Annotated in this window: 22 protein-coding genes; 9 read left to right on the top strand and 13 right to left on the bottom strand. The window is 66.5% G+C overall.

The genetic code is table 11. The features are described 5' to 3' along the window. Positions 1-86: 86 nt before the first annotated feature. Positions 87-2,534 (top strand): bifunctional diguanylate cyclase/phosphodiesterase, encoded by a 2,448-nt coding sequence (locus GDR53_RS02825; RefSeq protein WP_193336599.1) that lies wholly within the window; start codon positions 87-89, stop codon positions 2,532-2,534. Here GDR53_RS02825 and cobM read toward each other — a convergent pair. The 7 genes from cobM to cobF all read right to left on the bottom strand — a co-directional run bounded on the left by cobM (position 2,498) and on the right by cobF (position 8,540). Continuing rightward, positions 2,498-3,265 carry a precorrin-4 C(11)-methyltransferase gene (cobM, locus tag GDR53_RS02820; RefSeq protein WP_193336598.1) on the bottom strand — a complete coding sequence of 256 codons (768 nt, stop codon included), beginning with the start codon at positions 3,263-3,265 and terminating at the stop codon, positions 2,498-2,500. The two genes, GDR53_RS02825 and cobM, sit on opposite strands and share 37 nt — an antisense overlap. Beyond that, positions 3,262-4,467 (bottom strand): precorrin-6y C5,15-methyltransferase (decarboxylating) subunit CbiE, encoded by a 1,206-nt coding sequence (cbiE, locus tag GDR53_RS02815; protein ID WP_193336597.1) that lies wholly within the window; start codon positions 4,465-4,467, stop codon positions 3,262-3,264. Before cbiE ends, cobM begins: the two co-directional genes overlap by 4 nt. Then, a complete protein-coding gene (locus GDR53_RS02810; RefSeq protein ID WP_193336596.1) occupies positions 4,464-5,225 on the bottom strand; it encodes a precorrin-3B C(17)-methyltransferase in 762 nt (253 codons plus the stop codon). Before GDR53_RS02810 ends, cbiE begins: the two co-directional genes overlap by 4 nt. Next, entirely contained in the window at positions 5,222-5,962 is a 741-nt protein-coding gene (locus GDR53_RS02805; protein WP_193336595.1) for a precorrin-2 C(20)-methyltransferase, read from the bottom strand. Before GDR53_RS02805 ends, GDR53_RS02810 begins: the two co-directional genes overlap by 4 nt. Continuing rightward, positions 5,959-6,591: a precorrin-8X methylmutase gene (locus GDR53_RS02800; protein WP_193336594.1), complete on the bottom strand. Its 633-nt coding sequence runs from the start codon at positions 6,589-6,591 to the stop codon at positions 5,959-5,961. Before GDR53_RS02800 ends, GDR53_RS02805 begins: the two co-directional genes overlap by 4 nt. A gap of 2 nt (positions 6,592-6,593) precedes the next feature. Next, complete coding sequence (locus GDR53_RS02795; protein WP_193336593.1) at positions 6,594-7,691, bottom strand: precorrin-3B synthase; 1,098 nt, start codon at positions 7,689-7,691, stop codon at positions 6,594-6,596. A 114-nt stretch (positions 7,692-7,805) separates the two neighbouring features. Continuing rightward, positions 7,806-8,540, bottom strand: coding sequence for a precorrin-6A synthase (deacetylating) (gene cobF / locus GDR53_RS02790; RefSeq protein WP_193336592.1), 735 nt, complete (start codon positions 8,538-8,540; stop codon positions 7,806-7,808). Between the two features lie 92 nt (positions 8,541-8,632). Between cobF and GDR53_RS02785 the strand changes: the two genes are divergently transcribed. The 3 genes from GDR53_RS02785 (at position 8,633) to copM (ending at position 9,955) form a co-directional block, all read left to right on the top strand. Further along, entirely contained in the window at positions 8,633-8,974 is a 342-nt protein-coding gene (locus tag GDR53_RS02785; RefSeq protein ID WP_193336591.1) for an ArsR/SmtB family transcription factor, read from the top strand. A gap of 22 nt (positions 8,975-8,996) precedes the next feature. Continuing rightward, positions 8,997-9,497, top strand: a complete 501-nt coding sequence (locus GDR53_RS02780) for an SRPBCC domain-containing protein (RefSeq protein WP_193336590.1) — start codon at positions 8,997-8,999, stop codon at positions 9,495-9,497. A 104-nt stretch (positions 9,498-9,601) separates the two neighbouring features. Continuing rightward, a complete protein-coding gene (gene copM / locus GDR53_RS02775; RefSeq protein ID WP_193336589.1) occupies positions 9,602-9,955 on the top strand; it encodes a CopM family metallochaperone in 354 nt (117 codons plus the stop codon). 12 nt (positions 9,956-9,967) lie between these two features. Here copM and GDR53_RS02770 read toward each other — a convergent pair whose 3' ends face one another. After that, complete coding sequence (locus GDR53_RS02770; protein ID WP_193336588.1) at positions 9,968-10,993, bottom strand: LacI family DNA-binding transcriptional regulator; 1,026 nt, start codon at positions 10,991-10,993, stop codon at positions 9,968-9,970. Positions 10,994-11,189: 196 nt separating this feature from the next. On the opposite strand from GDR53_RS02770, the gene GDR53_RS02765 reads away from it, so the two are divergent. The 3 genes from GDR53_RS02765 to GDR53_RS02755 all read left to right on the top strand — a co-directional run bounded on the left by GDR53_RS02765 (position 11,190) and on the right by GDR53_RS02755 (position 14,769). Next, a complete protein-coding gene (locus GDR53_RS02765; RefSeq protein WP_193336587.1) occupies positions 11,190-12,731 on the top strand; it encodes a sugar ABC transporter ATP-binding protein in 1,542 nt (513 codons plus the stop codon). Beyond that, entirely contained in the window at positions 12,712-13,734 is a 1,023-nt protein-coding gene (locus GDR53_RS02760) for an ABC transporter permease (protein WP_193336586.1), read from the top strand. The genes GDR53_RS02765 and GDR53_RS02760 overlap by 20 nt, the downstream gene beginning before the upstream one ends. Before the next feature lie 84 nt (positions 13,735-13,818). Beyond that, positions 13,819-14,769 carry a substrate-binding domain-containing protein gene (locus GDR53_RS02755; RefSeq protein ID WP_193336585.1) on the top strand — a complete coding sequence of 317 codons (951 nt, stop codon included), beginning with the start codon at positions 13,819-13,821 and terminating at the stop codon, positions 14,767-14,769. A gap of 59 nt (positions 14,770-14,828) precedes the next feature. Here GDR53_RS02755 and GDR53_RS02750 read toward each other — a convergent pair whose 3' ends face one another. The 5 genes from GDR53_RS02750 to cydD form a co-directional block, all read right to left on the bottom strand. Then, the gene (locus GDR53_RS02750) at positions 14,829-15,029 is read right to left on the bottom strand and encodes a heavy-metal-associated domain-containing protein (RefSeq protein ID WP_193336584.1); all 201 of its coding nucleotides are present in this window, start codon (positions 15,027-15,029) and stop codon (positions 14,829-14,831) included. A 1-nt stretch (position 15,030) separates the two neighbouring features. Further along, a complete protein-coding gene (cueR, locus tag GDR53_RS02745) occupies positions 15,031-15,441 on the bottom strand; it encodes a Cu(I)-responsive transcriptional regulator (RefSeq protein ID WP_193336583.1) in 411 nt (136 codons plus the stop codon). Further along, positions 15,438-17,690, bottom strand: a complete 2,253-nt coding sequence (locus GDR53_RS02740; RefSeq protein WP_269802200.1) for a heavy metal translocating P-type ATPase — start codon at positions 17,688-17,690, stop codon at positions 15,438-15,440. The genes cueR and GDR53_RS02740 overlap by 4 nt, the downstream gene beginning before the upstream one ends. A gap of 71 nt (positions 17,691-17,761) precedes the next feature. Continuing rightward, the gene (gene cydC / locus GDR53_RS02735; protein WP_193336582.1) at positions 17,762-19,444 is read right to left on the bottom strand and encodes a thiol reductant ABC exporter subunit CydC; all 1,683 of its coding nucleotides are present in this window, start codon (positions 19,442-19,444) and stop codon (positions 17,762-17,764) included. Then, entirely contained in the window at positions 19,441-21,225 is a 1,785-nt protein-coding gene (gene cydD / locus GDR53_RS02730) for a thiol reductant ABC exporter subunit CydD (RefSeq protein ID WP_193336581.1), read from the bottom strand. The genes cydC and cydD overlap by 4 nt, the downstream gene beginning before the upstream one ends. Positions 21,226-21,351: 126 nt before the next feature. On the opposite strand from cydD, the gene GDR53_RS02725 reads away from it, so the two are divergent. Further along, complete coding sequence (locus tag GDR53_RS02725) at positions 21,352-22,959, top strand: cytochrome ubiquinol oxidase subunit I (protein WP_193336580.1); 1,608 nt, start codon at positions 21,352-21,354, stop codon at positions 22,957-22,959. Then, positions 22,956-24,104, top strand: a complete 1,149-nt coding sequence (cydB, locus tag GDR53_RS02720) for a cytochrome d ubiquinol oxidase subunit II (protein WP_193336579.1) — start codon at positions 22,956-22,958, stop codon at positions 24,102-24,104. The genes GDR53_RS02725 and cydB overlap by 4 nt, the downstream gene beginning before the upstream one ends. The last annotated feature ends 6 nt before the right edge of the window (positions 24,105-24,110 follow it).

The raw sequence follows: 24,110 nt of genomic DNA, 5'->3' as shown, positions 1-24,110 counted from the left end.
TACGTTAACGTACAGGAAACCCTGATCCGCAACGCTGGCTTAAGCGGCGGGCGCTATGCTGGCACATCGTCCACCGGATCAATGCCGTGGTATATCTGTTCGATTTTCTTCTGCGGCAGCACGATTGGCGCTATGTCGGCCTTGCCGCCCTGGTATGCCTGATGGCCGCCTATGCCTGCATGAGCCTGCTGCGCCATGCCCGGCACGCGACGAGCCGGCTGCGGCTGGTCTGGGTCGGGGTAGCCGCCGTGGCGGTCGGGCTGGGCATCTGGTCGACCCATTTCATCGGCATGCTGGCGCTGCGGCCGGGCTTCACCCTGAGCTACGATCTGGCACTGACGGCTGTCTCGCTGCTGATCGCCATTGCCATCTGCGGCCTGGGCATTGCGCTGGCGGCGCGCGGCCGCACCGCTGCCGATCATCTGCTGGGCGGCGCCGTCGTCGGCATCGCCATTGCCGGCATGCACTTTACCGGCATCGCCGCCTTGGTCATGGGCGGCGCGATCGGCTGGAACATGAGCCTGGTGGCGCTGTCGGTCCTGGCCGGCATGGGCCTGGGGGCGCTCTCGTTCTGGGCGGCGCATCGCGACCGCCTGCTGCTCGGCGCCGTGCTGCTGACCCTGGCCATTTGCGGCATGCATTTCACCGCCATGGGCGCGGCCGACCTGTCGCGCTGCTTCCCGCTCAACGGGGCCGGCGGCGTCGACAATGGCTTGCTTTCGGTGGGTGTTGCGCTGGTTTCGTTGCTGGTGCTGGGCGCCGCCACCGGCAGTGCCCTGCTCGACCAGGCCGACCGGCGGCGGGTGCATACGGCCGAGCGGCTGGCCGAGGTCAGCGTCATCCTCGAACTGGCCACCACCCATATGGCGCAGGGCCTGTGCCTGTTCAGCCCGGCCGGCATCATGCAGTTCCACAATGTCCGTGTCGGCGAGCTCATCGGCCCATCCATGGGCCGCCGCTCGATGGTGGGCTGGCATTTCCGCGACCTGTCACGGGCGCTGCAGACCACCGCCGGCGACCTGCACCTGGCCGAAGCTGCCGCGGCGCAGCGCATCGAGGGCATGATTGCCAAGATCGAGAGCGGCGAGAGCCTCGACTATCTGCGGACCCTCAATGACGGCCGCATCATCCGCTTCCTGCACATCCCCATTGCCGCCGGCGGCTGGGTGACCACGCTGGACGATGTGACCGATCAGCAGCGCGCCCAGGCCGAGATTTCCCGGCTCGCCTATCGCGACTCGCTGACCAATATCCTCAATCGTGCCGCCTTCAACGACGAGCTGGACCTGGCGCTCGAAGAGGCCGATGCCAATGACCTCAACTTTGCCGTGGTCGCCATCGATCTCGACCGTTTCAAGGACATCAACGACACCTATGGCCATGCCGTCGGCGACCAGGTGCTACAGGCCCTGGGGACACGGCTGAGTGCCGGCCTCAAGGAGGGCGAAGTGGTGGCGCGCATGGGCGGCGATGAATTCGCCGCGCTCAAGCGCTTCAGCTCCATGGACAGCCTGCGCGAGTTCCTCGCGCGTATCGAAGCGGCCCTGTTTGCCCGCATTCCCGCCGGCCAGGTGGTGATCTCCACCGCGGCCAGCATCGGGGTATCCATCTTTCCCGATGATGGCGGCGACCGCTCACGCCTGCTCAACAATGCCGACCTGGCCATGTATCGCGCCAAGGCCGATGTCGAGCGGCACCTTTGCTACTATGAAGAGGACATGGACGAGCATGCTCGCCAGCGCCGCGCCATGGCGCGCGATCTCTGGGTGGCGCTGGAGGAGCAGGGCTTTCACCTCGTCTACCAGGTGCAGAAATCGGTCGAGACCAGCCAGATCACCGGCTATGAGGTGCTGCTGCGCTGGGAGCGCCCCGGTCATGGCTTGGTGTCACCTGGCGATTTCATCCCGATCGCCGAGGAGAGCGGCGCCATCGGCGCCATCGGCGCCTGGGTGCTCAACACCGCCTGCCAGCACGCGGCGAGCTGGCCGGAGCCCTACAAGATCGCCGTAAATATTTCGGGCGTCCAGCTCGGCCAGCCCGAGCTGATCGAGACCGTGCGCGACGCTTTGCTGCTCAGTGGCCTGGCGCCGTCGCGGCTGGAACTGGAAGTGACCGAGACCTCGATCATCGCCGACAAGCAGCGTGCCCTCCATATCCTGCGCCAGATCAAGGCCATGGGCGTCTCCATCGCCATCGACGATTTCGGCACCGGCTATTCCTCGCTCGACACGCTGCGCAGCTTCCCCTTCGACAAGATCAAGATCGACCGCTCCTTCATGACCTCGGTCGACCACAACGACCAGTCGCGCGCCATCGTGCGGGCCATTCTGGCGCTGGGGAACAGCCTCTCCATGCCGGTGCTGGCCGAGGGCGTCGAGACGGCTGCCCAGCTCGCCGTGCTGCGGGCCGAGGGCTGCACCGAGGCCCAGGGCTTCCTGCTCGGGCGGCCGGGCGCCATGACCTGGAGCAGCGCCGAAATCGCCGGCCTGCCCAGCGCTCAGATCACGCCCTTGCGGTCCCTGAATCGGCGCTGATAATCCGGATCGTAGAGCGCGCTGTCGCGGAAATCGGCGGCGCTGAGGGTACGGCCGACAAAGATGATCGCCGTGCGCTCCACCGGATCGGCGGCAAACAGCGCCACGATAGTGCCCAGCGTGCCGCGGATGATTTTTTCGTCCGGCCAGGAGGCATGGAAAACGATCGCCACCGGGCAGTCGGCGCCGTAATGCGGCGTGAGCTCCCCAACCACCCGATCGAGCGCATGAATGGCGAGGTGAATGGCCAGTGTCGCCCCGGTAGCGCCGAAACCGGCCAGTGTCTCGCCCGCCGGCATGGCGGAGGCGCGGCCGGAAATGCGGGTCAGCACCAGGCTCTGCGCGGTGGCGGGCAGGGTCAGTTCGCGCCCCAAAGCGGCGGCGGCAGCGGCAAAGGCGGGCACGCCGGGCGTCAGCGTATAGGGGATGGCGAGGGCATCGAGCCGGCGCATCTGCTCGGCCACGGCGCTCCACATGGAGAGATCGCCCGAATGCAGCCGCGCCACGTCCTGGCCGGCCGCCTGGGCAGCGACATATTCAGCCTCGATTTCGTCGAGCGACATTGGCGCCGTATCGACCAGGCGCGTGCCCGGACCGCACCAGGCCAGCATGTCCGGCGGCACGATGGAGCCGGCATAAAGGCAGACCGGGCAGCTTTGCAGCAGCTTCATGCCGCGCACGGTGATGAGGTCGGCCGCGCCCGGACCGGCGCCGATGAAATGGACCGTCATGGCTTGCTCCAGACCCATTGGGTGATCGGCATGGACGGGCGCCAGCCGGTCATGCTGCCCACAGCATCGGCGCGGGCAATGGCAATGCGGCTGAGGCTACCGCCGAGATCGGCGTGACACGCCAGAAGCAGGGCTTCGAGTTCGAGTGTCACCGCATTGGCCACCAGCCGTCCGCCCGGCCGCAAGGCGGCGATGGCGGCGTCCAGCACGCCGGGATCGGAGCCGCCGCCGCCGATGAAGATGGCGTGGGGCGGGGCGAGGCCCACCAAGGCTTCGGGCGCTTTGCCCACGGTGATCGCTAGATCCGGCACGCCGAAGGCGCTGGCATTGCGGGCGATACGGGCGGCGCGCTCGGGATCGGCTTCCACGGCCACGGCAGAAAGGCTCGGATCGGCCAGCATCCACTCGATGGCGACCGAACCCGAACCGGCGCCGATATCCCAGAGGGTTTCGCCGCGGCGGGGGGCGAGGGCGGCGAGGGTCAGCGCGCGGACCTCGCGCTTGGTAATCTGCCCGTCATGCTCGAAGAGGCTGTCGGCCAGGCCCGGCGTCAGCGGCAGCACGCGGGCATGGGGCAGGGCGACGACGCTGATGGCGCAGATATTGAGCGGGTTGATATCATCGAGCCCAAAGCTCATCGCCACCTGGCTGCGCACCCGCTCATCGGGCCCACCCAAAGCCTCGAGCACGCTGATGATGGAAATGCCGAACCCGGTTTGGGTGAGCAGGGTCGCCAAGAGCGTCGGGCCATGCTCGTCCGAGGTCAGCGCCAGGATGCGCGCCCCGGCATGCAGATGCGGGCGGATCAGCTCGAGCGGGCGGCCATGCAGCGACAGCGTCACGACCTCCTGCAGCGGCCAGCCGAGGCGGGCGGCGGCGAGGCTGAAGGAGGAGGGATGCGGATAAACCGCCATCTGGCTGGCATCGATATGGCGGGCCAGGGTGGCGCCGACGCCGAAATGGAACGGATCGCCCGAGGCCAGCACGCAGACTTTTCGCCCGCGTGCCGCGAGGACGGCGTCGATGGAGGCCGAGAACGGTGACAGCCAGGGCTGGCTGTGGCCCGTGATGAGCGGCGCGGCGAGCTCGAGATGGCGCACGCCGCCAAACACCAGTTCGGCCTCGGCAATGGCCGCCTTGGCGGCATGGCCGAGACCATCGAGGCCATCCTCGCCAATGCCCACGACCGACAGCCAGCTCATTTGGCTTCACCAGTGGAGCGCGGCGAATAGACCAGCGGGGCCAAGCCTGGCCGCTCGATGACCCGGGTTTCGGGCGAGCCGATGATCACGCAGGTGGCCATGTCCGCCTTGGCGGGATCGGCATCGGCCAGGGTGACGACGCTGATCGCCTCGTCGGGCCGGCCGGCGGCGCGGCCGAAGATCACCGGCGTGGTCCAGGGCAGCACCTCGCGCAGGATGGAAAAGGCACTGCCCAGCTGCCAGGGGCGCGCCTTGGAAATGGGGTTATAGAGCGCGATGACGAGGCCCGCCCCGGCCACGGCGCGCAGCCGGGCCTCGATGACGGTCCAGGGCTTGAGATTGTCCGACAGCGAAATGGCGCAAAAATCATGGCCCAGGGGCGCGCCGGCGCGGGCGGCAACGGCCAGCATGGCGGTGACGCCGGGCACGATGACCACGTCCAGCGCCCGCCAGGCCGGCGGGCCGGCCTCGATGGCTTCGCAGATCGCCGCCGCCATGGCAAAGACGCCGGGATCGCCGCCCGAGACGACGCAGACCTGCTCGCCGGAGGCGGCGGTCATCAGCGCATCCTTGGCGCGGGCGAGTTCCTCGCGATTGTCCGAGGCGACGCGGCGCTGGTCATCGCGCAGGGTCAGGCGATCGAGATAGGGGCCATAGCCGAAGAAGACATGGCTGGCGGCAATGGCGGCCAGCGCTTCGGGCGTGGCCTGATCGGGATTGCCGGGACCGGTGCCGACGACGGTGAGTTTACCCGTCATGCTGCACCCTCGGCCAGGGGCTTGGTGCGCCAGCCGGGCAGCAGGATCAGCGCGAAATAGGGGGCGACATCGTCCGGCTTGTCGGCCAGCAGCATGGAAAGGCCATTGGCCATGGTGCCGCGCTCGACATAGACGGCGGTGTCGAGCCGACCGGCGGCGGCAATGGCGCGGCGGATCTTGGCCATGTTGCGGCCGACCTTCATGATGACGGCACCATCGGTATTGTCGAGGCGGGCGGTGAGATCGGCTTCTTCCAGCGTGCCGGGCAGGACGGCGAGGATATCGTCGCCCTGCACCAGTGGCAGGCCAGCCTGCGACCAGCAGCCCGACATGGCGGTGATCCCGGCCACCACCTCGGTGGGGTAGAGATGGGCCAGCCGGACATGGATATGCATATAGCTGCCGTAAAACAGCGGATCGCCCTCGCTGAGCACGGCCACTGTCCGCCCGGCATCGAGATGGGCGGCGACGCGGGCGGCGGCCTCGGCATAAAAGCCGGCAGTGGCGCTCTTGTAGTCATCGTGGCGCCGGTCGATCTCGGTGGTCACCGGATAGCCGAGCTGTTCCTCGATCTGGGTGGTGATGAGATCGGCGACAATGGCGCGGGCATTGCTGGAATTGCCCTTTTTGGCGAAATAGGCCACCACATCGGCGGTCTGAATCGCCCGCACCGCCTTGAGCGTGAGCAGTTCGGGATCGCCCGGGCCGGTGCCGACGCCGATCAGCCTGCCGGTCATATGCCGCTCCTCGCCAAGGCATTGAGCGCGGCGGCCGTCATGGCGGAGCCGCCAAGGCGACCACGGACGATGGCATAGGGCACGCCATAGGAATGGCTGGCCAGGGCCGCCTTGGATTCGGCGGCGCCGACAAAGCCCACGGGCATGCCGATGATGGCGGCCGGCTTGGGCGCGCCGTCGCGCAGCAGTTCGAGCAGGTAGAACAGGGCGGTGGGCGCATTGCCGATGGCCACCACGGCGCCCTCAAGACGGGGCAGCCAGAGGCGGAGCGCGGCGGCCGATCTTGTATTGCCGATCTCGGCGGCGATGACCGGGGTCTGCGGATCGCGCAGCGTACAGAGCACTTCATTGTTGGCGGGCAGGCGGGCGGCGGTGACGCCGCGCGCGACCATTTCGGCATCGCAGAAGATCGGCGCGCCGGCAGCCAGAGCCGCCTGGGCGGCGGCGACAAAGCCGCGACCGAATTCGAAATGCTGCGCCGCCTCGACCGCGCCGGCAGCGTGGATCATGCGGATGGCGAGTTCCGCCTCGGCCGGCGCAAAGGCCGACAGATCCGCTTCGGCGCGGATAATGGCGAAGGACTGCCGGTAAATGGCGTCGCCGTCCTTGATATAGTCGTAGTCGATCATCGTCATCCTTGCCGGATGGCTGCGGCCAGAACGGACTCGCTGGCGTCCGGGCGCAACACTGACTGTGGCGTATCGCCTGCCGTGCCATCGATGACAAGACCGTAACCGTCGTCCCGCCCGACCAGCGTCAATGCGGCACGCCGCGGATGGGCGCAGCCCTTGGCACAGCCCGAGACATGCAGCTGCCGGTCGGCGGGCAAAGCGGGCGCCAGCTTTTCGGCCAGGAGGCGCGCCGGGATGTGGCCGGAGGCGCAGCCCATGCTGCCGATGCAGGCGCTGATGCGCAGGCGCGGATCGGCCCGGTCGGTGACAAAGCCAAGCGCCGCGGCGTCGATCGCGAAAGCCGGTGGCGCGTCCAAAGCGAGCAGCGCATGCTGCGGCGCGAGCCGGAAGGCCCCGATACCGTGGCGGGACGCCAAGGCGGCGAGAGCGATCAGCGCCGTGCTGTCGCTGGCGCCAAAGGGCAGGGCAATGCCGCTAGCGGTGCCGCTGCGGCGGGTGAAGCTGCCAATGGGCGGCCGGGTGATTTGCGTCGCGGCGGGAGTGGCCGGCACCAGGTCGCTGGCCCGGGCCGTCGGGCCGCGCGCGGCCAGTTCGGAGAGGATGGCAAAGACCGCTGCGGCGGCCTCGTCCGTGCTCAGGCTGGCCTGTTTCTGGTCGGCCAGTGCCAACGCCCAGCTGTCGGCGGCGCTGGCGGTAAGGCGGATATCGGCCTTGAGCGCGGCGCGGCTGAGCTGGCCCATGCCATCAACCACCACGGTGACCTTGGGGCCGAGCCGCTCGCCCAGCGGCGCGGCCAGAGCGCGGATCGTCGCGGCAAGGGGGCGCGGGTCGGCCAGTTCGGTCGGGTCATCGCCGGCCAAAGGCGGGGTTTCGACCACAAGGCCGGTCTCGATCTCGACCACGGCGCGCACCGCATTGGCAAAGGGGGACGTGCTGGCTTCGGTAAGGCCGCGCACCTGGAGATTACCGCGCGCGGTGACTTCCACGAGGCCATTGCCATGCAGGGCGGCGAGACGGGCGATCTCGCCCAGCTGCGCCGGGGTCAGCATGCCATCGACGACGCGCAGCCGGGCCAGGAGGCCATCGCCGGTCTGCATGGGCGCCTCCAGCGTCGGACAGGCGCCGCGCCGGCTGGGGGCAAGGGGGAGAGCGTGGGACATGTTCAGTGGTTTAGCCCATTGAGGCGGGCGGGGGAATATCCGGTTTGTCCGCTATTCCGCCTGCCGCAGCAGATAGGTGTCCATGATCCAGCCATGGCGGGCGCGGGCGGCTTTTCGCGTGGCGACGATCTCGTCGCGCACATCGCCCAGGCGACCGGCAATGGTGATCTGGTCGGGCGTGCCCAGATAGGCGCCCCAGAAGATAAAGAGGTCGGGATCGGCGTCCATGAACGCCGTCTGGCCGTCGAGCATGACCACGGTGTCGTCCGTGACCGGGCCGAGCCGCCGCCCGGTGGTGATCAGCACCGGCTCGCCGATGCGGTTAAGCGCGATGCCATGCGCGGCGGTCAGCGCCTGCACCGACGTGATGCCGGGGATGACTTCCATGACAAAATCCCGGCTGGCGCGCAGCCGCTCGAGAATGCGGATGGTGGAATCGTAGAGGCTGGGATCGCCCCAGACGAGGAAGGCGCCATGGCCATGCTCGGGAACAGCGTCGAGCAGGGTGCCGAAGCGCTGCGCCAGCGCCGCGTGCCAGGCATCGACGCCGGCGGCGTAATCGGGATGGGCGGCATCGCGCTGCGGCACGGCATAGGAGAGGCTGCGGCTGGCCGGATTGGTGACATAGCGCGCGATGATGTCGCGGCGCAGGTCGGCGAGGTCCGCCTTGCTCGCCCCCTTGTCGGGGATGAACAGCACATCGGCGCGGTTGAGCGCATTGATGGCCTGCATGGTGATGTGCTCGGGATGGCCGGCGCCGATGCCCACGACGAGAACTGTCTTCATGGCTGGCGTTCTGCCCCAGGGCAGGACCGTTGACAAGCGGCGCATCTCTCTGTATTAAACCAATTAGTATTATACAAAATGGTAGAATACAAATGTCCGACTCGCTGAGCGCCACCCTGACCGCCCTGGCCGACCCGACAAGACGCGCCATCCTGGCCCGTCTCGCGCTGGGCGAAGCCAGCGTCAACGAACTGGCCGAACCCTTCGACATGACGCTGGCGGCTGTGTCCAAGCATATCAAGGTGCTCGAAACCGCCGGGCTGGTGAGCCGCAGCAAGCGGGCGCAATGGCGCCCCTGCCGGCTGGAGGCCGCGCCGATGCGCGATGTCGCCGCGTTGATCCAGTCCTACCGGCAGTTCTGGGAACAGAACCTCGACCAGCTCGATGGCTATCTCAAGACCCTGCAGACCCCCAAATCGGACAGCAAGAACTGAACCCCAGCAGAGGAGACGACCCATGCATGACGCCCTGAAACCGAACCTGTTGAAGACCGAACTGCCAGCCGACGAACCGCTGATCATCATGACGCGCACCTTCGACGCGCCGCTCGACCTGCTGTGGACGGTGTGGACGCAGCCTGAACACGTCGCCTATTGGTGGGGGCCGCGCGAGGACAATCGCGTGGTTGAGCTCGACGTCCGCACCGGCGGCAAATGGCGCATCGTCTCCTCCATGGGGGATGGCACCGAGGTCGTGTTCTTCGGCACCTATCTGGCCGTCACGCCCAAGACGATGATCCGCAATACCTTTGTGGTCGAGGGCATGTTCGAGGAGGACGATCGCTTCTACGAGGAGCACAATTTCGAGGAACGCGACGGCAAGGTGTTCTACCGCTCGGTGTCCAAGCTTGACAGCTTCGAGGCCCGCCAGGGCGTCATCGACAGCGGCATGGAACAGGGCGCCAATGCCTCCATGGCCAAGGTCGACGAACTGCTGCGGCGACTGGGCGGCCGCTAGGCGCGGCCTTCGATCACGGTTGCGCGCGCGGCGCGGCAGCGGCTTGACCTTCCCAGATGGCAAGCCGCCAAGCTGGTTCCGTCTCCAAGCGAACGGATCCCACGATGAAACTGCTTCTTGCCGCCGCCACGATTGCCCTGACCCTGTCGCTGCCCGCAATCGGGCAGGATCACGCCGCCATGGCGGGCATGGCGCCTTCCGACAACCCGGCGACCATGGCCTATGAGGAGGCCAATATGCAGATGCATGCGGACATGGCGATCGAGTTTTCCGGCGACGCGGACGTCGACTTCATCAAGTCGATGATCCCGCACCACCAGGGGGCGGTGGCCATGGCCAAGATCGTGCTCGAGCATGGCGCCGATCCCGAGGTCAAAGCCCTGGCCGAAGCAGTGATCGCCGCGCAGGAAAGCGAGATCGCCTGGATGCAGGCCTGGCTGGCCAAGAAGGGGCTCTGATCCAGCCGGACCCTAGGTCCGGCGCGGACCGCTGACCGAGTTGCGCACGATCAGTTCGGCGCGCAGCAGCACCTCGGTCCGGGCCGGCGTGTCGCCGGCCAGCAAAGCCAGCAGCAGGTCCATCGCCTCTTCGCCGATCTTGAGGCGCGGCTGCTTCATCGTGGTCAGCGAGGGGGTGACGAAGCTGGCAAAGGAAATGTCGTCAAAGCCCATTACCGAGAAGTCGCGCGGCAGATCATATTTCCGCGCACTCAGCGAGATGATGACACCCAGGGCCGTGGCGTCGTTGACGCAGAGGAAGGCGGTCGGCAGCACATCGCGCACAAACATATGCTCGGTGGCGGCGCGGCCGCTTTCGGTGGTGCCGTCGCCATCGAGCACCAGGCGCGGATCGAGCGCCAGCCCGGCGCCGGCCAGCGCTGCCCGGTAGCCCGCTTCGCGCAGCTGGTTGACGGCCTTGGCGGTAGAGTGCCCGATAAAGGCGATGCGGCGATGACCCTGGGCAATCAGGTGCTCGGCGGCCAGGCGCGCCCCCTCGAAATTGTCGACGCCGACAAAGGGCACCTCGCTATTGGCCACCGGCTCGTTGACCGCCACCATGGGCGGCAGGCGCAGCTCGCTGCCGGCGGCGGCAATGCCATAGGGCAGGTGGCCGGTGAACAGGATCAGCCCGTCGGCCTGGTTGGAATTGATGAAGCGCAGATAGTCGGTCTCGCGCGCCGGATCGTTCTGGGTATTGCCGATCAGCACGCCATAGCCGCGCTTGCTCGCCTCGGTCTCAAGGCCCACCAGGATATTGGAAAAGTTCGGGTCGCCCACATCGGGCGCCAGAATCAGGATCATGTTGGAGCGACGCATGCGCAGCGAGCGCGCCATGGCATTGGTAGTATAGCCGGTGCGGGCCACCGCCTCGGTCACCCTCCGGCGGGTTTCGACGGCGACCTTGGTGGGCTCATTGATGGCGCGGCTGACCGTGGCGATGGATACGCCGGCGATCGCCGCGACGTCTTCTATGGTGGCCAGTTTCCGGTGCTGCAATCTGTGCCTCGCACGCCCCCTGGCGCCCGCCTGTGCTGCCTGTAGCAGATGGCGCGGGCAGCGCCAGACCCCTCCGCACGGCTTGTGCCGTTTCCATCCTTGTAAACCTTTACATGATCCATGAAAACCTTTACATCATGGAGCAGTGAACGAAGAGATGGGGTCAACCCCGCCGCGTTCGAGGGAGGGGTTCGAGATGTCCATCGCTGACGGCGCAACCACGCCCGCCATTCTGACGGCGCACCGCATTTCCAAGTCCTTTGGCGAAATCCCGGTGCTGTTCAGCGTGGATTTCGACATCAAGCCGGGCGAAGTGCACGCCATTATCGGCGAGAACGGCGCCGGCAAATCCACCCTCATCAAGGTGCTGTCCGGCCTCGAACAGCCCACATCGGGCTCGATTGCCTATGACGGCAAGACCGTGGTGCTGCCGCCCAATGGCCAGGCCGAATCCATGGGCATCGTCGTCATTCACCAGGAACTGCTGCTGGCCGAACACCTGACGGTGGCCGATTCGATCTTTCTCGGCCGCGAACTGACCAAGCACGGCTTTTTGCAGCTCAAGGAGATGCGCGAACAGGCCGCGGCGATCCTTGAGACGCTGCATGTCCATGTCGATCCGGACGCGCGCATCCATACGCTCTCGGTCGCCGACAAGCAGATGGTGGAAATCGCCAAGGCCATCAGCCGCGACGCGCGGGTGCTGATCATGGACGAACCGACGGCGGTGCTGTCGGCGGGCGAGACGGCGACCCTGTTCGACCAGATCCGTCGCCTGACGGCGCGTGGCGTGGCGGTGGTCTTTATTTCCCACAAGCTGGGCGAGATCATGGAACTGGCCGACCGGGTTACGGTGCTGCGCGACGGCCAGCTGATCGCCACCGTCGGCACCGAGGCGCTGACCGCCGATTCCATCGCCCAGATGATGGTGGGGCGCGAGCTCTCCAACCTCTATCCGCCCAAGCACGAGCCCGATGTCGATGCTGATGTCGTGCTTTCGGTGCGCAACCTGGTGGCGCCCGGGGTCAAGGAGTTCTCCTTTGACCTGCGCCGCGGCGAAATTCTCGGCTTTGCCGGCCTGATCGGCTCGGGCCGCACGGCGGTGGCCGAAGCGGTGGTGGGCCTCGTCCAGCGCGTGGCCGGCGAGATCAGCGTCAACGGCGTGGCGCAGGACTTTACCGAAGTGGCCCAGTCGGTCGATGCGGGCCTGGCCTATATGACCAAGGACCGCAAGGGACGGGGCCTGCTGCTCAATGTGGGCCTTGAACCCAACCTGACGCTGCTGACGCTCAGCAAGCACCTCAAGCATGGCTTTCTCGACGGCAAGAGCGAGGCAGCGGCGCTGGAGCGCGCCACGCGCCGCTTCGACATCCGGGCGCGCGACGCCTCGGTGCGGGTCGGCCAGCTCTCGGGCGGCAACCAGCAGAAGCTGATGCTGGGCAAGACCATGGAAAGCGAACCCGACATCATCATCATGGATGAGCCGACGCGTGGCATCGATGTGGGCACCAAGCAGCAGATCTATCACATCATCGCGGCGCTGGCGGCCGAGGGCAAATCGATCATCCTCATCTCCTCGGAGATGCAGGAGGTGATCGGGCTCAGCCACCGCGTGCTGGTCATGCGCGAAGGCCGTCTGGCCGGCATGCTCGAGGGCGCCGAAATCGGCGAAGCACAAATCATGCGGTACGCCGCAGGCATCAAGCAGGATGGGGACGATGAGCGTATCAGCGCATGAAGCAGCCAAGCCGGGCAAGGGCTTCAGGATCGACCTCAAGACGGCGGGGCCGCTGCTGGCGCTGATCCTGCTGGTCATCCTGGGCTATAGTCTCAACCCGCTGTTTCTGGGGGAGGGCAATGTCACCAATATCCTGACCCGCTCGGCCTTTATCGGCATCATCGCGGTGGGCGCCACTTTCGTTATCACCGCCGGCGGCATCGACCTGTCGGTGGGCTCCATGGCCGCCTTCATTGCCGGCGTGATGATCATCATCATGAACAGCGCCGTCGACGCCATGGGCGCCTCGATCTGGACCGTGCTGCTGGGCATCGGCTGTTCGCTGATCCTGGGCGTGGGCGCCGGCTTCATCAACGGCTTTCTCACCACCAAAGGCAAGATCGAGGCCTTTATCGTCACGCTGGGCACGATGGGCATCTACCGCTCGCTGGTGACCTATTTCGCCGATGGCGGCACGCTGTCGCTCAACAATGGCGCGCGCGATTTCTATCGCCCGGTCTATTACGACAGCTTCCTGCGCATTCCCTATCCGGTCTGGGTGTTCATCGCCGTGGCCATAGTCGGCTGGGTGCTGATGAACCGCACCGCCTTTGGCCGCTATTGCATGGCCATTGGCAGCAATGAGCATGTGGCGCGCTATTCGGCCATCAAGGTCGACCAGGTCAAGACCGCCACCTATATCCTGCAGGGGCTGTGCGTTTCGCTGGCCACCATCATCTATGTGCCGCGCCTCGGCTCGGCCTCCTCGGCCACCGGCGTGCTCTGGGAGCTCGAGGCCATTGCCGCGGTGATCATCGGCGGCACCATGCTCAAGGGCGGCTTCGGCCGGGTCGGCGGCACCGTGATCGGCGCCCTGATCCTGACGGCGATCGGCAATATTCTCAATCTCACCGAGATCATCTCCAACTACCTCAACGGGGCAGTGCAGGGCGTGATCATCGTGGCGGCGGTCTATCTGCAGCGCGGCTCGTTCCGCGCCCGGCGCAAGAAAGCGGCGGAGTAGAGCGCCTAACTGAATTCCACGCCCCGAACGGGCGGGATCACCGGCATTCCAACGGGATGCCCCAATGGTAGGGAGGACTACAATATGTCTCTTAAGGCAATCGTGCTGGGCCTGATGGCCACCAGCGCCCTGGGCGGCGTCGCCGTCGCGCAGGATGAAAAGATCGTCATCGGCGTATCGATTCCGGCCGCAACGCATGGCTTCATGGGCGGCCTCAACTGGCACGCCGCCGAGGCCGAAAAGCGCCTCGAAGCGGCCCATCCCAATATCGACCTGATCATCGTCACCGCCGATGGTCCGGAAGACCAGGCCTCCGATCTCGAGGACCTGGTCTCGGTGCAGCAGATCGACGCCTTGGTGGTGCTGCCGTTTGAATCCGAGCCGCTGACCGAACCGGTCCGCGCCGTTGCCGATACCGGCGCCTTCATCACCGTGGTTGATCGCGGTCTCACCGACCCGACCATCCAGGATGTCTATGTGTCGGGCAACAACACTGAAATGGGCGTGAACTCGGCCGAGTACATGAAGACCCGTCTCGGCGATGGCGACAATATCGTTATCCTGCGCGGCATTCCCACCGTGCTCGACACCGAGCGCTTCGACGCCTTCATGGGCGCCATGGAAGGCACCGGCATCAATGTGCTGGATGATGAATTCGCCAACTGGAACCGCGATGACGGCTTTGAAGTGATGCAGGATTTCCTCTCGCGCTTCCCCGATATCGATGGCGTCTGGGCCCAGGATGACGACATCACGCTGGGCGTGGTCGAGGCCATCAAGCAGGCTGGCCGCGAAAGCGAGATGTTCGTGGTCGGGGGCGCCGGCATGAAGGAAATCATCAAGGGCGTGATGGATGGCGATCCGCTGGTGCCCGTCGACGTGCTCTATCCGCCGGCACAGATCGCCACGGCCATGGACGTGACCGTCGCGCACTTCACTTCCAACGGCCCGGTCACCGGCTCCTATATCCTGGGCTCGCCGCTGATCACCCAGGAAAACGCCGCCCAGTTCTACTTCCCCGACAGCCCGTTCTAGGCCTCCCAAAGAACGGACCGGCAAAGGGCGTCCCTCGGGGCGCCCTTTGTTTTTGCTGCTTAGCCAGCCTCAGGCGTGTAGCCGGCTTCGCGGATGGCCGCTTCGCCCGTGGCGCGGTCGCCGGTGAATTCCACGCGGTGGGTGGCCAGGTCGACCGTGATATCGGCGCCGGGCAGCGCCTGTTCCAGCGCCTGGCGGACTGTGCCGACGCAGTGGTTGCAGGTCATGTCGTTGACGGCGAAAGTGGTCTTGTCGGTCATGTCAGTGTCCTTTGGAACGGGGTGGGGTACCGGCCAGGTCGTCGAGGATCGGGCAGTCGGGGCGGTGGTCGCCGCCGCAGCAATGGGTCAGGTGCTGCAGGGTTCGGACCATTGATTGCAGCGCATCGATCTTGCCCTGCAGCGCCGCGATATGGCTGACGGCGATGTCCTTGACCTCGGCGCTGGCGCGGCTCTTGTCCTGCCAGAGGCCGAGCAGGGTGGCGGTTTCATCCACCGAAAAACCGAGGTCGCGGGCGCGGCGGATAAAGGCCAGCACGTGCACCTCGTCCTGGCCATAGATGCGGTAATTGCTGTCGGTGCGATGCGGCGGGCGGATCAGGCCGATGGATTCGTAATAGCGGATCATCTTGGCCGAAACGCCCGAGGCGCTGGCGGCTTCCCCGATATTCATAGCGTGACCCCCTTCACCGCGCGCAGGCGCTGGGCATTGGAAACCACCATGATTGAGGACAGGGCCATGGCGCCGGCCCCGATCATCGGCGAGAGCAGGATGCCGTAACCCGGATAGAGCGCGCCGGCCGCGACCGGGATCAGCAGCACATTGTAGCCAAAGGCCCAGAACAGGTTCTGCCAGATATTGCGCATGGTCGCCCGGCTGAGGCGCAGCGCATCGAGTACGCCCTTGAGGTCGCCACCCAGCAGCACCACGTCGGCGCTTTCAATGGCCGCATCGGTGCCGGTGCCCACGGCAATGCCGACATCGGCCTCGGCCAAAGCCGGGGCGTCATTGATGCCGTCGCCGACAAAGGCCACCTTGCCCAGCGACCGCAGCGACTTGATTGCGGCGACCTTGTCGGCCGGCAGCACCTCGGCGCGTACCTCGTCAATGCCCAGCTGGCGGGCAATCGCCTCGGCAGTGCGCCGATTGTCGCCCGAAATCATCGCGACCTTCAGACCCATGGCGTGCAGCGCTGATATCACCGCCACGCTGGTCGGCTTGATGGTATCGGCAACGACGATGGCGGCGGCGAGCTTGTCGTCAATGGCGACAAAGACCGGCGTCTTGCCCTGGTCGGCGAGCTTTTCGATGGCGTCCTTGAAGTCGCTGAAATCGAGATGGCCGAGATGACGCTGCGAGCCGACGCTGACCAGCCGCCCATCGACGCGGGCGGTGACGCCGCCGCCGGGATCGGAAGCGAACTCAGTAACGGCGCCAAGGGCGAGGCCGGCCTTCTCGGCTGCGGCGACGATGGCCGTGGCAATGGGATGCTCGGATTTTGCTTCGACGGCGGCAACCAAGGCCAGCACCTCGTCATGCTCGAAGTCATCGTCCAGGATCAGATCGGTCAAGGTGGGCTTGCCCTCGGTCAGCGTGCCCGTCTTGTCCAGCGCCACCACGGCGACGTCGCGCAATTGCTGCAGCGCTTCGCTCTTGCGGAACAGCACGCCCAGTTCGGCCGCGCGGCCGGTGCCCACCATGATCGAGGTGGGGGTGGCCAGGCCCATGGCGCAGGGGCAGGCGATGATCAGCACGGCCACGGCATTGACCAGCGCAAAGACATAGGCGGGCGAGGGCCCCCAGAGCATCCAGATGCCGAAGGTCAAAACCGAAAGGGCAATGACGGCCGGCACGAACCAGGCGGTGATCTGATCGACCACGCCCTGGATCGGCAGCTTGCCACCCTGGGCTTCCTCGACCATGCGGATGATCTGCGCCAGCATGGTATCGCCGCCCACCTTGGTGGCGCGGAAGCTGAAGCTGCCCGAGGTATTGAGCGTGCCGCCAATGACGCCGGCGCCGACACTCTTGGAGACCGGCAGGGATTCGCCCGAGATCATAGATTCGTCGATATGGCTGGCGCCTTCGGTGATCTCGCCATCGACGGCGATCTTCTCGCCCGGCCGCACCAGGATGATGTCGCCGGCTTTGACCTGCTCGATGGCGATCTCGCTGACCACGCCATCGCGCTGCACCCGGGCCGTCTTGGCCTGCTCGCGCACCAGGCGCTGGATGGCGTCGCCGGTACGGCCCTTGGCAATGGCCTCGAGCCAGCGGCCGACCAGGATCAGCGTGACGATGACGGCGGCGGCTTCGTAATAGACATATTGCGCCTGGGCCGGAAGCACCTGCGGCGCAAAGGTCGCCACCACCGAATAGAGCCAGGCCGCGCCGGCGCCGAGCGCCACCAGCGAATTCATCTCCGGCGCGCCGCGCAGCAAGGCGGGAATGCCGACCTTGAAGAAGCGCCAGCCGGGCCCGAACAGCACATAGCTGGCCAGCACGAAATAGACGATATGCAGGATCTGGGTCGGGACCAGGGCGGTCAGGCCCATATGGAAGGGCATGTAAAGATGGCTGCCCATTTCCAGCACGAAGAGCGGCAGGGTCGGCACGGCGGCGCGGATCACGTCGCGGCGCAGCAGCGCGGCGTCCTCGTCATGATGCTGGTGGCCGGAATGGGCGCTGGCCATGGGCGTCTGGTGGGCGCCATAGCCGGCCTTCTCGACGGCGGCCAGCAGGGCGGCGACATTGCCGCTATCGGCCAGCGTCACGCTGGCGCGTTCAGTGGCAAAGTTCACCGCCGCGCGCTCTACGCCCGGCACCTTGCTCAGGGCCTTCTCCACACGCGCCACGCAGGAGGCGCAGGTCATGCCGTCGATATCGATGCTGATGGACTTCGGATGGACGTGTTCGTTCATTTCAATCACCTCGTCCAGCAACATATAGACCTTCCCATCATGGTAAGGTCAAGGCGTTTCCTGTATTGACGTCAATGTGTATGGGTTGAGGGGCGCAGGTCGGCATGCAACTGCCCGTCGCGCAGGCTGAGCACCCGCTGCACCGTGCCCTCGGGGAGGCCGGCATGGGTGACCAGAATGACGCTGCGCCCGACCGCGGCGCTGCGCAGGATCTCGAAAAAGGCCAGCTCGGCCGGCCGGTCGAGGCCGGTGGTCGGCTCGTCAAGCAGCAGGATCGGCGCCTGGCTGAGCAGGGCACGGGCGAGGCACAGCCGGCGCGCCTGGCCAGCCGACACCGTCCGCCCGCCTTCGCCCACCAGCGTATCGAGCCCGCGGGGCAAGGCGTTGACGAAGCCCTCAATGCCGGCGGCGGCCATGGCGGTCCACAAAGCCGGCTCGTCGGCATCGGGCCGGCCGATCAGCAGATTGGCGCGGATGGTGTCGTTGAACAGCGGACTGTCCTGGCTGAGCAGGGCCATGCTGGCATGCACATCGGCCAGCGCCAGCTGGTCCAGGTTCACGCCGCCCAGGGTGATCTGGCCGGCTTGCGGTTCGGCGAGGCGCAGCAGCAGGTTGAGCAGGCTCGACTTGCCGATGCCGCTGGCGCCGACAATGGCGATATGCTCGCCCGGCGCGACGCTCAGATCGAGGTCGCACAGCACCGGCGGACCGCCGTCATAGGCAAAACTGACCTGCGACAGGCCGATCGGCAGGCTGGCGGGCAGGGCGACGGGATGGACCGGGTCGGCAATGCTGATCGGGGCCTCGGCAATGGCCATCAGTCGCTCGGCTGCGGCCATGGCGGTGGTCAGCTTGGCGACGCTGCGCACGATGACGCTGCTGGCCTCAAAGCTGGCCAGGATCGCCAGCAGCAGGCCGACCAGCACCGGACCATCGACCGCGCCGGCAGCATAGGCCTGCAAGCCCAGCCAGAGCGAGCCGGTCAGCGCCAGGGCGGCCAGAGCCTGGACGGCAAAGCCGGCCACACCCGTTAGGGTGGCCAGACGCGAGCGGGCGGCGGCCAGCCGGTCGGCCGTGCCCACAAAGCGGGCCTGGATATCGCCCAGGGCGCCGAACAGGACGAGATCGGCATGGCCCTCGATGCCGTCCAGCACGGCGGTGCGGGCGGCAGCAGCCCGGACCACGACGGCCGTGCCAGCCTGGCGGCTGACCAGGACCAGCAAAGCCGGTACGGCGATGACGGCCAGCGCAAAGCTGACGCCATAGACCCAGGCGGCGGCGGGCAGCAGGAAGGCCAGCACGGCGGTCAGGCCGCCGCCAATGACCACGGCAGCGGCAATCGGCCCGATGGCGACAAGGAAAGCCGTGTCGAGCGCATCGACATCGGCGGTGAGCCGGCTGACCAGATCGCCATGGCGCAGGCTGCGATCATTGAAGGGCAGGCGGGGGAACAGCCGGCCGAACAGCCAGCCGCGAATATCGGCGAGCAGGCGGAGCGTCGCGTCATGGCCGCTGAGGCGTTCGCCATAGCGGGCGAGAATGCGGATGAAAGAGAAGGCCCGCACGCCGGCCGAGGGCACGAAGAGGTTGAACGCGAGGCCCGCCGTGGTCAGCGCCGTGGCGGTGATGAACCAGCCCGAGGTGCCCAGCAGGGCCACGCCGGCGGCGAGGGTTATCAGCGAGAGCACGAGGGCAATGATGAAGCCCTTGGCCTGTTTGGCAAAGAGGCCCCGGAAGGCGAGCAAGGCGGTCATGCGACACTCCTGTCGGCTTTGCCCGCAACGGGCGTGACGAGGAGGCTCTCGCCCACGATGCGGTAGGCGCGGGTCATGCGGGCGGCGACAGCCAGCGAATGGGTCGCGATGACGAGGGTACGGCCTCGGGCGAAATCGAGCAGCTCATCGAGCACGCTCTGTTCAAGTTCTGCATCAAGATGAGCCGTCGGCTCGTCGAGCAGGATGAGGCCCGGATTGCGCAGATAGATGCGCGCCAGCGCAATGCGCTGCGCCTGGCCGCCGGAAATGCCCAGCCCGCCTTCGCCCAGCACGGTATCAAGACCCTCGGGAAGGGCATCGGCAAAGCCCATGACATGGGCGCGCTCGGCGGCGCTGCAGATCGCCGCGCGCGTGGCGTCGGGTCGGGCCAAGGCGATATTGTCGGCCATGGAGCCGGCAAAGATGCGCGGCTTCTGGCCCAGCATGGTGACGCGATGCCGCAGATCGGCTTCCGACCAGTCGGCCAGTTCGGTGCCGCCCAGCGCGATCGAGCCCTCATGCACCCGCAGCCGGGCAATGGCTTCGAGCAGGGTCGACTTGCCGATGCCGCTCTGGCCGACAATGGCAATATGCTCGCCCGGCGCGATGGCCAGCGCGGCCGATTGCAGGATGAGGCGCGACTGGTTGGGCGTGCGCAGGGTCAGGTCGGCCAACGCCAGACCGAGCGGGCCCGCGCCGATACCGGCCGCGGCAAAGCCGAGCGGCTGCACGCTGTCGGGGATGCTGCCCAGCTGGGCCTCGATCTCGCCAATGGCGGCCTTGGCCGAGGCCCGGTCATGATAGTGGGCGGCCAGCAGGCGCAGCGGATTGTAGATTTCCGGCGCCATCAGCAGCAGGAAGAGGCCGAGCTCGAGGCTCAGCGGCGTGCTGCGCAGATGCAGGAAATCGATGAAGGTCAGCCCGACATAAAGCGCAATGCCGGCGACGCCGAGCGCGGCAAAGAATTCGAGCACCGCCGAGGACAGGAAGGCGATGCGCAGCACGCGCAGGGTGCGCCGGCGCAATTCGTCGCTGGCCGCCACGATGCCGGCGGTTTCCGCCTCGGCCTGGCCGAACAGCTTGAGCGTGGTGAGGCCGCGCAGCCGGTCGGCAAAGCGGCCATTGAGCAAAGAGAGGGCCCGGGCCTGCCGCGTGGTAGCGGCCTGGGCGCCCCAGCCGACCAGGGCCATGAAGAGCGGGATCAGCGGCGCCGTGACCAGGAACAGCATTCCCGCGACCCAGTCGAGCGGCAGGATGAAGACGGCAAAGGCCAGCGGCAGCAGGCTCGCCTGCACCATGGCCGGGACATAGCGGGCAAAGAACCCGTCCAGCGCCTCGACCTGGTCGATAATGGCCGATGAGGCGGCGCCCGATGGCGGCTGGTCGTCGGCGCGGGGCGAGCGGGCCAGCAACTGGGCGAACAGCGCCTGGCGCAGCTGCGCCTTGATGGCCTCGCTCGCCGCCGTGCCGGCGCGATCGCCGAGCACCGCCAGACCGGCGCGGGCCAGCAGCAGCAGGGCGACGAGGATAATGGAGGGCGTCAGCGTGTCGATGGCGGCGCCGCCCTCGATCACCGGACCGACAATGGCGGCCAGGGTCCAGGCCTGGAGAACCAGCAGCCCGCCGCCGAGCAGCGGCGCAACCACCGCCAGCCCCAGCCATGGGCCGCTCCAGCGGCGCAGGCCGGACAGCGACCTGCCGGTCTCGCGCGCCGTCTGCGCGGCGGCCTGTTCGGGCTGGGAGAGTGTTGGGGTGATGGTGGGGGCGGGAATCTTGGACATGGCCGCACTCTAGGTTTTGTCCCCCGGACCGCATTGATCTGAGTCAATGCGCAAGGGGCACTTGCGGCGCAAACAAGGCCCAACGCCTGACTCGGCGTGCCCACCAGCGCAAAGGCAATAATCGCTATGATCGACATGACTGTCGTCGAACTCTCGCGGTGGCAGTTTGCCGCCACCGCCATGTATCACTTCATTTTTGTGCCCCTGACCCTGGGCCTCTCCTTCCTGATGGCGATCATGGAGAGCGTCTATGTGATGACCGGGCGCGACATCTGGCGCAAGGCGACCCTGTTCTGGGGCACGCTGTTCGGCGTCAACTTTGCCATGGGCGTTGCCACCGGCATCGTCATGGAATTCCAGTTCGGCATGAACTGGAGCTATTACAGCCATTATGTGGGCGACGTGTTCGGCGCGCCGCTCGCCATCGAAGGGCTGATGGCCTTCTTCCTGGAAGCCACCTTTGTCGGCCTGTTCTTCTTCGGCTGGGACCGCATGACCAAGGTCGGCCATCTCACCGTGACCTGGCTGACCGCCCTGGGCGCCAACCTCTCGGCGCTGTGGATTCTGGTGGCCAATGGCTGGATGCAGAACCCGGTCGGCTCCAAGTTCAACCCCGACACGATGCGCATGGAAGTCACCGACTTCATGGCGGTGATCTTCAACCCGGTGGCGCAGGCCAAGTTCGTGCACACCGTCAGCGCCGGCTATGTGGCGGGCGCCGTCTTCATCTTCGCCATTTCCTGCCTGTTTCTGCTCAGCGGCAAGCATGTCGAGCTGGCCAAGCGCTCGATGGTCGTGGCGGCCAGCTTTGGCCTGGCGTCGGCGCTGTCGGTTGTCGTGCTGGGTGACGAAAGCGGCTATGTCGCCACAGAACACCAGCAGATGAAGATCGCGGCCATGGAGGCCATGTATCACACTGAGCCGGCGCCGGCGGCGCTGACCCTGTTCGCCATCCCCGGCGACACGCCCGGTGAACCGGCCTTCCAGGTGCAATTGCCCTGGTTGCTCGGCATCATCACCACGCGCTCGATCGACCGCGATCTGCCCGGCATTACCGAGCTGACCGAACACGCCGCCATCCGCATCCAGTCCGGCATGATTGCCTATATGGCGCTGCAGGAAATCCGGGCCGACGGCACCAATATGGCTGCCCGCGCCACCTTTGACGAACACTGGGCCGATCTGGGCTATGGCCTGCTGCTGAAGAAGTATCGTGACGATGTCGACAACGCCACCGGCGAAGAAATCGCCCTGGCAGCGCTCGATACCGTGCCCGATGTCTGGCCGCTGTTCTGGAGCTTCCGCCTGATGGTGGGGATCGGCTTCTTCTTCATCGCCTTCTTCGCCGTCTGGTTCTATCGGGCGTCCAAGGGGTGGCTGGGGACCAACCGGACCATGCTGTGGATCGGCGTGGCCGTGTTGCCGCTGCCCTGGCTGGCCATCGAAGGCGGCTGGTTCATCGCCGAATATGGCCGGCAGCCCTGGGTGGTCGAAGGCGTGCTGCCAACCTTCTACGCCGCCTCGAGCCTCAACTTCTGGGACCTGGTCATCTCGCTGACCTTCTTTGTGGCGCTCTACACCGTGCTGCTGATCATCATGGTCATGCTGATGGTCAAGATCATCAAGGCCGGGCCGCAGGACAAGCTGTTCTCCGCCCTTGATGAAGGCGACGACAATGACTTTGTCATCGCCGCCCTGCCTGCCACCCCAGCCAACAAGGATCTGGTATCATGAGCACGCTACCGCTCGACTACGAAACGCTCCGCCTGATCTGGTGGGCACTGCTGGGCATCCTGCTGATCGGCTTTGCCGTGATGGGTGGCCGCGACCTGGGCGTGGGGGCCTTGCTGCCCTTCGTCGCCCGCACCGACGCCGAACGGCGCGTGGTGATCAACGTGATCGGCCCGACCTGGGAAGGCAACCAGGTCTGGCTCGTGCTGGGCGGCGGCGCCATCTTTGCCGCCTTCCCGCCGCTCTATGCCGTCAGCTTTTCCGGCTTCTACCTGGCCATGATCGTGATCCTGCTGGCGCTGATCCTGCGGCCGGTGGGGTTCAAGTTCCGCAACAAGATCACCGACCCGCGCTGGCGCTCGACCTGGGACTGGGCGCTGTTTGTCGGCGGCTTCGTGCCGGCGCTGATCTTCGGCGTGGCGGTGGGCAATGTCCTGCTCGGCGCGCCCTTCCACCTCGATGACACGCTGCGCTCCTTCTATACCGGCAACTTCTTCCAGCTGCTGATGCCCTTCGCTCTGGTGGGCGGCCTCGTCAGCCTGGGCATGATCGTCACCCAGGGCGCTGCCGTCATTGCCGGCCGCACCGATGGCGCGATCGCCGAGCGGGCCCGCACCTTCGGCACCTGGGCGGCTTTGGCCACCATCGTGCTGTTCGCGCTGGGTGGCCTCTGGGTGACCTTCTTCATGCAGGGCTACGCCATTACCAGCACCGTCGACCCCAATGGGGCGATCAACCCGCTGGGCAAGACGGTGGAACTGGTGCAGGGCGGCTGGGTCAGCAATTACGGCCTCTATCCCTGGATGATCGCGGCGCCCGTGCTGGGCTTCCTCGGTCTGGTCGGGGCCGTTTTGGGCCTGCAGGCGCGGGCCGGCGTGCCCACGCTGGTGGCGTCAAGCATTGCCATTTTCGGCATCATCGCCACGGCCGGCCTGTCGCTGTTCCCCTTCCTGCTGCCCTCATCGACAGTGCCCAATGCCAGCCTGACGCTGTGGGATGCTTCGTCCAGCCACCTGACGCTGTTCATCATGCTGCTGGCGACGCTGGTCTTCCTGCCCATCGTGCTGGCCTACACCGCCTTCGTCTTCCGCGTGATGCGCGGGCCGGTGACGACGCAGTCGCTCAACAAGAACCCCAACGCCTATTAGGAGGCA

Origin of the sequence: Devosia beringensis (assembly GCF_014926585.1) — a bacterium.
Classification (GTDB): domain Bacteria; phylum Pseudomonadota; class Alphaproteobacteria; order Rhizobiales; family Devosiaceae; genus Devosia; species Devosia beringensis.
Note: the sequence above shows the minus strand (reverse complement) of the source record. Positions and strands in the feature narration are given on the sequence as shown.